Origin of the sequence: Corallococcus exercitus (assembly GCF_003611585.1) — a bacterium.
Classification (GTDB): Bacteria; Myxococcota; Myxococcia; order Myxococcales; family Myxococcaceae; genus Corallococcus; species Corallococcus exercitus.
This window is the reverse complement of the sequence record NZ_RAVW01000621.1, coordinates 1-3,909: the sequence shown is the minus strand read 5'-3', so window position 1 is coordinate 3,909 and position 3,909 is coordinate 1. Positions and strand designations below refer to the sequence as shown.

General features: G+C 71.9%; 3 protein-coding genes. All 3 read left to right on the top strand.

From position 1 onward, the window contains the following. The first annotated feature begins 23 nt into the window (after positions 1-23). From dhbC to D7W79_RS39760, 3 genes are read left to right on the top strand one after another with little or no spacing between them, the layout of a single operon-like run. Positions 24-1,313, top strand: coding sequence for an isochorismate synthase DhbC (gene dhbC, locus D7W79_RS39770; RefSeq protein ID WP_244222239.1), 1,290 nt, complete (start codon positions 24-26; stop codon positions 1,311-1,313). Then, positions 1,310-2,944 carry a (2,3-dihydroxybenzoyl)adenylate synthase gene (locus tag D7W79_RS39765; protein ID WP_120530422.1) on the top strand — a complete coding sequence of 545 codons (1,635 nt, stop codon included), beginning with the start codon at positions 1,310-1,312 and terminating at the stop codon, positions 2,942-2,944. Before dhbC ends, D7W79_RS39765 begins: the two co-directional genes overlap by 4 nt. 14 nt (positions 2,945-2,958) lie before the next feature. Continuing rightward, positions 2,959-3,864, top strand: coding sequence for an isochorismatase family protein (locus tag D7W79_RS39760; RefSeq protein WP_120530421.1), 906 nt, complete (start codon positions 2,959-2,961; stop codon positions 3,862-3,864). Positions 3,865-3,909: the final 45 nt, after the last annotated feature.

Genomic DNA, 3,909 nt, shown 5'->3' with positions numbered 1-3,909 from the left:
CCCCGCATCGCCCCGAGTTGAGAATGATTCCTGATACCAAAATCATTGAACGGCAGCAGGACGCGCGGACGGTGGACGGCGTGGTGGGCGCGCCGGCCGTGGCGCGGGAGCCGGAGCAGGAGTCGCTGTCGGCGCGGCTCTTGCGCGACTACGACGCGGGCGCGTTCTTCTTCGCGTCACCCAGGCGCACGATGCTGGCGCGCGGCGTGTTCGCCACGGTGCCGGACGCGGGCGGGACGAACTCGCTGGAGGGCCTGCCGGAGCGCGTGGCCTCGGTGCTGAACGCGTCTCGTGAGGCGGCGCACGACATCCCGGTGGCGGTGGGCGCGGTGCCCTTCGACGGCAAGGTGGCGGCGCAGCTGGTGGTGCCCATGACCCTCCAGCGCGCGGGCCCCATGGTGTTCGACGGGACCGCTGCCGCGCGCTCTCCCCTGGCCGGGCAGTACACGCTGCGGCCGGTGCCGGAGCCCTCCGCGTTCAAGGACGGCGTGGCGGCGGCGCTGAAGCTCATGCAGGAGGGCCCGCTGCGCAAGGTGGTGCTGTCTCGGTCGCTGCACGTGGACACGGCGGCGCCCGTGGACCTGCGGCAGCTCCTGCACAACCTGGCCCGGCGCAACCCGCATGGGTACACCTTCGCGGTGGACCTGCCGCAGCACGCGGACGCGGCCCCCGGCGCGGGACGGCGCACGCTCATCGGCGCGAGCCCGGAGCTGCTGGTGGCGCGCTCGGGCCTCCAGGTGCTGGCCAATCCCCTGGCCGGCTCCGCCGCGCGCAGCCTGGATCCGGTGGAGGACCAGGCGCGGGCCACGCGGCTGATGTCATCGCCCAAGGACCTGCACGAGCACGCGGTCGTCATCGACGCGGTGGCGGAGGCGCTGCGGCCCTTCTGCAAGACGCTGGACGTGCCCGCCGGTCCGTCGCTCGTGAGCACGCAGACGATGTGGCACCTGTCCAGCCGCATCACCGGCGAGCTGAAGGATCCGTCCATCACGTCGCTGACGCTGGCGCTGGCCATGCACCCCACCCCGGCGGTGTGCGGCCACCCGACGGCGCTGGCGCACACGGCCATCGGGAACATCGAACCGTTCCACCGCGGCTACTACACGGGCACCGTGGGCTGGTGCGACGCGAACGGCGACGGGCAGTGGGCCGTCACCATCCGCTGCGCGGAGGCCGACGAGCGCACCCTGCGGCTGTTCGCGGGCGCGGGCATCGTCGTGGGCTCCACGCCGGAGGCGGAGCTCGCGGAGACCGAGGCCAAGTTCCGCACCATGCTCCAGGCCATGGGCCTGGGGCTCGAGGTGCAGCCGTGAGCACCTCGCGCGAACACCTGCCCGGCTGCCCCACCTGGCCGGAGGACTTCGCCCGGCGCTACCGCGAGGCCGGCTACTGGCGGGGGGAGACCTTCGGTCAGCTCTTGCGCGACCGCGCCCGGGACTTCGGGACGCGCGTGGCACTGGTGGGCGGCGCGCACCGCTGGACGTACGCGGAGCTGGACGCACGCGTGGACCGGCTGGCCGCGGGCTTCCATGCGCTGGGCATCCGCTCACGCGACCGCGTGGTGGTGCAGCTGCCCAACGTGCCGGAGTTCTACGAGGTCATCTTCGCGCTGTTCCGCATGGGCGCGCTGCCGGTGTTCGCGCTGCCGGCGCACCGCGCATCGGAGATCGGCTACTTCTGCGCCTTCACGGAAGCCGTCGCCTACGTCATCCCGGACCGCTTCGGCGGCTTCGACTACCGGGGGCTCGCGGAGCAGGTGAAGGCCGCCACGCCCACGCTGAAGCACGTGCTGGTGCTGGGTGAAGCGGGGAGCCACACCGCGCTGTCCTCCGTCGCCATGGAGCCCGTGACGCTGGAGGGGCCGTCGCCGTCGGACGTGGCGTTCTTCCAGCTGTCCGGCGGCAGCACCGGCGTGCCCAAGCTCATTCCGCGCACGCACGACGACTACCTCTACAGCCTGCGCGCCAGCGTGGACGTGTGCCGGTTCACGCAGGAGACGGTGTACCTGTGCGCGCTGCCCGCGGCGCACAACTTCCCGCTCTCCTCGCCCGGCGTGCTGGGCACCTTCTATGCGGGCGGCACGGCGGTGATGGCGCTGAGCCCCAGCCCGGACGTGGCCTTCCCGCTCATCGAGCGCGAGCGCGTCACCGTCACCGCGCTGGTGCCGCCGCTGACCATGGTGTGGCTGGACTCGACGCTGGCGAGGAAGCACGACCTGTCCAGCCTGAAGGTCCTCCAGGTGGGCGGCGCCCGGCTGAGCGACGAGGCCGCCGCGCGCGTGCGCCCCACGCTGGGCTGCGGACTCCAGCAGGTCTTCGGCATGGCCGAGGGCCTGGTGAACTACACGCGGCTGGACGACCCGGAGACGCGCATCGTCACCACGCAGGGCCGCCCCATGTCGGACGCGGACGAGCTGCGCGTGGTGGATGACGACGACGTGCCGGTGGCGCCCGGCGGGACGGGGCACCTGCTCACCCGCGGGCCGTACACCATCCGGGGCTACTACAAGGCGGAGGCGCACAACGCCAAGGCCTTCACGACGGACGGCTTCTATCGCACGGGCGACCTGGTGCGCCTGACGCCCGAGGGCGATCTCGTGGTGGAGGGCCGCGCGAAGGATCAGATCAACCGGGGCGGCGACAAGGTCGCGGCGGAGGAGGTGGAGAACCACCTGCTCGCGCACCCTTCCGTCAGCGACGCGGCGGTGGTCGCCATCCCGGACAAGTTCCTGGGCGAGCGCACCTGCGCCGTCGTCATCCCTCGCGGCGAGGCCCCCGCCCCCTCCGCGCTCAACGCCTTCCTGCGCCAGCGCGGCCTGGCGTCGTTCAAGATTCCCGACCGCATCGAGTTCGTCGCGGCCTTCCCGCAGACGGGCGTCGGCAAGGTCAGCAAGAAGGCGCTGCGCGACAGCCTGCGCCAGTCCCTCTCCACTCCTTCTCCCTGAAACAGGAGCCCTCCATGGCACTGCCTGCCATTGCCCCCTATTCCATGCCCGTCGCGGCGGAGCTGCCCCGGAACAAGATTGCCTGGACGCCGGAGCCCAGGCGCTGCGTCCTGCTCATCCACGACATGCAGCGCTACTTCGTGGACGCCTTCACGCAGGGCCAGCCCCCGGTGACGGACCTGGTGGCCAACATCCAGCGCCTGCGCGCGCACGCGGTGAAGCTGGGCATCCCCGTCGTCTACTCCGCGCAGCCCGGCGACCAGACGCCCGAGCAGCGCGGCCTCCAGCTGGACTTCTGGGGCCCGGGCGTCCGCGCCGGCCCGAAGCAGCAGATCATCGAAGCGCTCACCCCGGCGGAGGGCGACACCGTCCTCACCAAGTGGCGCTACAGCGCGTTCCGCAACACGCGCCTGATGGACCTGATGCGCGAGCAGGGCCGCGACCAGCTCATCATCTGCGGCATCTATGCGCACATCGGCTGCCTCCAGACGGCCAGCGATGGCTCCATGAGCGAGGTGCGCCCGTTCCTCGTCGCGGATGCGGTGGCGGACTTCTCGCTGGAGAAGCACCGGCTGGCGCTCGACTACGCCTCGCAGTTGGTCGCGTTCGTCACCTCCACGCAGCAACTCATCGACGCCATGCCGGCGCAGGAGGCCGCCCCGTCCGTGGACCGCGAGCAGCTTCGCGCGGACGTGGCGGAGCTGCTGATGGAGTCCGCGTCGGCGATTGGCGAGGACGACAACCTGCTGGAGCGCGGCATGGACTCCATCCGCCTGATGAGCCTGGTGGAGCGCTGGCGGCAGGGCGGCACGGAGGTGTCCTTCGTGGAGCTCGCGGAGAAGCCGACGCTCACCGACTGGTACGCGCTGCTCGCCGCGAAGCAGCCTGTCGCGCTGGCCCCTGGCGCTCGCGCCTCATAGCCCGCCCTCGGGGCGGCCCCCTCTTCCCCCTCGGAGTTCCCCCGT

Coding starts and splice junctions, on each gene's coding strand:
- D7W79_RS39760 (WP_120530421.1), top strand. CDS start 2,959: ATGGCACTGCCTGCCATTGCCCCCTATTCCATGCCCGTCGCGGCGGAG.
- dhbC (WP_244222239.1), top strand. CDS start 24: ATGATTCCTGATACCAAAATCATTGAACGGCAGCAGGACGCGCGGACG.